The sequence below is a fragment of the Promineifilum sp. (SeqCode) genome (assembly GCF_041918635.1).
Lineage (GTDB): Bacteria > Chloroflexota > Anaerolineae > Promineifilales > Promineifilaceae > Promineifilum.
In genome coordinates this window covers 1-2,015 of the sequence record NZ_JAYRVJ010000751.1, presented here as the reverse complement: position 1 = coordinate 2,015, position 2,015 = coordinate 1, and the positions used below count along the sequence as shown (strand labels likewise).

2 protein-coding genes and 1 pseudogene are annotated in these 2,015 nt (G+C 66.4%); all 3 read right to left on the bottom strand.

Features of this window, described 5'->3' with window-relative positions:
• Window positions 1-270 (bottom strand): annotated as a pseudogene (locus ACE3UY_RS21710) (phosphate--acyl-ACP acyltransferase); the annotation flags it as partial.
• 154 nt (window positions 271-424) lie between these two features.
• A complete protein-coding gene (locus ACE3UY_RS21705) occupies window positions 425-1,372 on the bottom strand; it encodes a YihY/virulence factor BrkB family protein (protein WP_374689566.1) in 948 nt (315 codons plus the stop codon).
• Window positions 1,373-1,382: 10 nt separating this feature from the next.
• Window positions 1,383-2,015: PLP-dependent aspartate aminotransferase family protein (locus tag ACE3UY_RS21700; protein WP_374689565.1), on the bottom strand; the 633-nt coding region annotated here is incomplete at its 5' end.

The following is a 2,015-nucleotide window of genomic DNA, read 5'->3' as shown; positions in this document are numbered from 1 at the left end:
GCGCACCAGCTGGAGACCAACGTGCATGGAGGAACCGCGCTTGTCGCGGGCGGCGGCCGAGGGGGAGTCTTTCATGGCGATAGCCTCGGCGGCGTGGCGCACCTCGATGGGCAGGCCGGCCGCGTCCTGCGCCGCCAATTCAGCTTTCACGCGCTGCTCGTCGCCGACCAGGATGATCGTGTCGCCGAACTTGCGCGCGGCCATCACCGCCCCGGCCACGTCCGGCCCGGGGTGGTCGTCGCTCCCCATTGCATCTACAACAATACGCATGCAGCCTCCGCTCGACGGGCAATTAACGGGTGATTCTATCACAACCAACTATGCAGGGCAGAAGAATCTCACGCAAAGATCGCGAAGGAAGCAAAGAACGCATAGAAAGGGTTTTTTTGCGTTCTTCGCTTCTTTGCGCCCTTTGCGTGAGCTCTTACGCCAAGCGGTCGTCGGGTTGGAGGGTTTTGGTCGAGGCCCAGTCGGAGATGACCGGGTCGCCGCGGAAGCGGGCCGTCTCGCTGGGGCGAATGGGCTGGCCGTAGCGCGCGGCGTAGACCTTGATGAACTCCGCGCCTAAGAGCAGGATGATGGCCGAGTAGTAGACCCAGACGAGCAAGCCGATGAGCGAGCTGGCCGCGCCGTAGACAGCGCTATTGCCGCCGGGGGTCAAGAATTGGAACAGGACATAGCGCCCCAACAGGAAGAGCAGCGTTGCCAGCAGCGCGCCCAGGGCTATATCGCGCCAGCGCGTGCGCGCGTCGGGCAGCACCTTGTAGATGAGCGCGAACGTGAGGAAGGTCAGGCCGGGGATGATGACCCAGTTGATGGAGGGCACGAGCGCCGCCGCCTCCGGATACAGCACTTCCAGCCGCGCCTGCACGATACCCACTATCGCCTCCAGCAGCACGACCACGCTCAGCATCAGTCCCAGCACGAAGATCATCAGGAAGGGGATGGCCCGCGAACGAGCCAGGAGCAGCACCTCGCGGGCGTTCTCCGGGCGGTCGGCCATGATGCCCCACAGGATGTTGAGGGCCGTCTTGAGCTGGTTGAAGATGCCCGACGCGCCCAGCAACAGGCCGACGACGCTGATGACCGTAAGCGCGCCGCCGGCGGTCTGGTCGTTGATCGCGCCGACGATACCCTCCAGAAAGCCACTCAGTTGGGCGCCAACGAGGTATTGGAGTTGCAAGATGATCTGATCGCTGGCCGCCGACCGGCCGATGAAGAACCCGGACACGGCGATGACGAGGATGAGCAGCGGGGCCAGGGCGAAGATGGTGTAATAGGCCAGCCCGGCGGCGTAGATCGTCGCCTGGTCGCGCAGGAAGGCGGCGACCGAGTCCTTGATTAGCAGGAAGACGGCGTGTAAGAGTCTCATGATCCTCGCTCTAACCGGCAGCGGCCAAGGCCTGATCCAGGTCGTCGATCAGGTCGGCAGCGTGCTCGATGCCCACCGACAGGCGAATCAACCCGGCCTCGACGGCGAAACCGGCGGCCAGCGCCTCCGGCCCGCCGACCGAGGCGTGGGTCATGGCCGCCGGCAGTTCGATGAGCGACTCGACGCCGCCCAGCGACTCGGCCAATGTGAAGAGGCGGGTGTTCAGGGCCACGGCGCGCGCCGCCGCCTCGCCGCCGCGCAAGGTGAACGACACCATTCCGCCCGGCCCGGCCATCTGCCGGCAGGCCAGATCGTACTGGGGATGGTTGGGCAGGCCGGGGTAGATGACGCGCTCAACGGCGGCGTGCCCTTCCAGGAAGTGGGCCACGGCCGTCGCGTTGTCGCAGTGGGCGCGCATGCGCAGCCCCAGTGTCTTGATGCCGCGCAGCGTCAGGAAGCAGTCGAACGGGCCGGGAACCGCCCCGGCGGCGTTCTGCAGGAACTTCAGCCGCTCGTAGGCCGCCTCGTTGTCGGTGACGATCGCGCCGCCGACCACGTCGGAGTGGCCGCCAAGGTACTTGGTCGTGCTGTGGACGGCGAAGTCCGCGCCCAACGCCAGCGGGCGCTGCAGGGCGGGCGAGGC

Bases quoted from the DNA above. Each gene is read 5' to 3' on its own strand.
- ACE3UY_RS21705 (WP_374689566.1), bottom strand. From the start codon at position 1,372: ATGAGACTCTTACACGCCGTCTTCCTGCTAATCAAGGACTCGGTCGCC.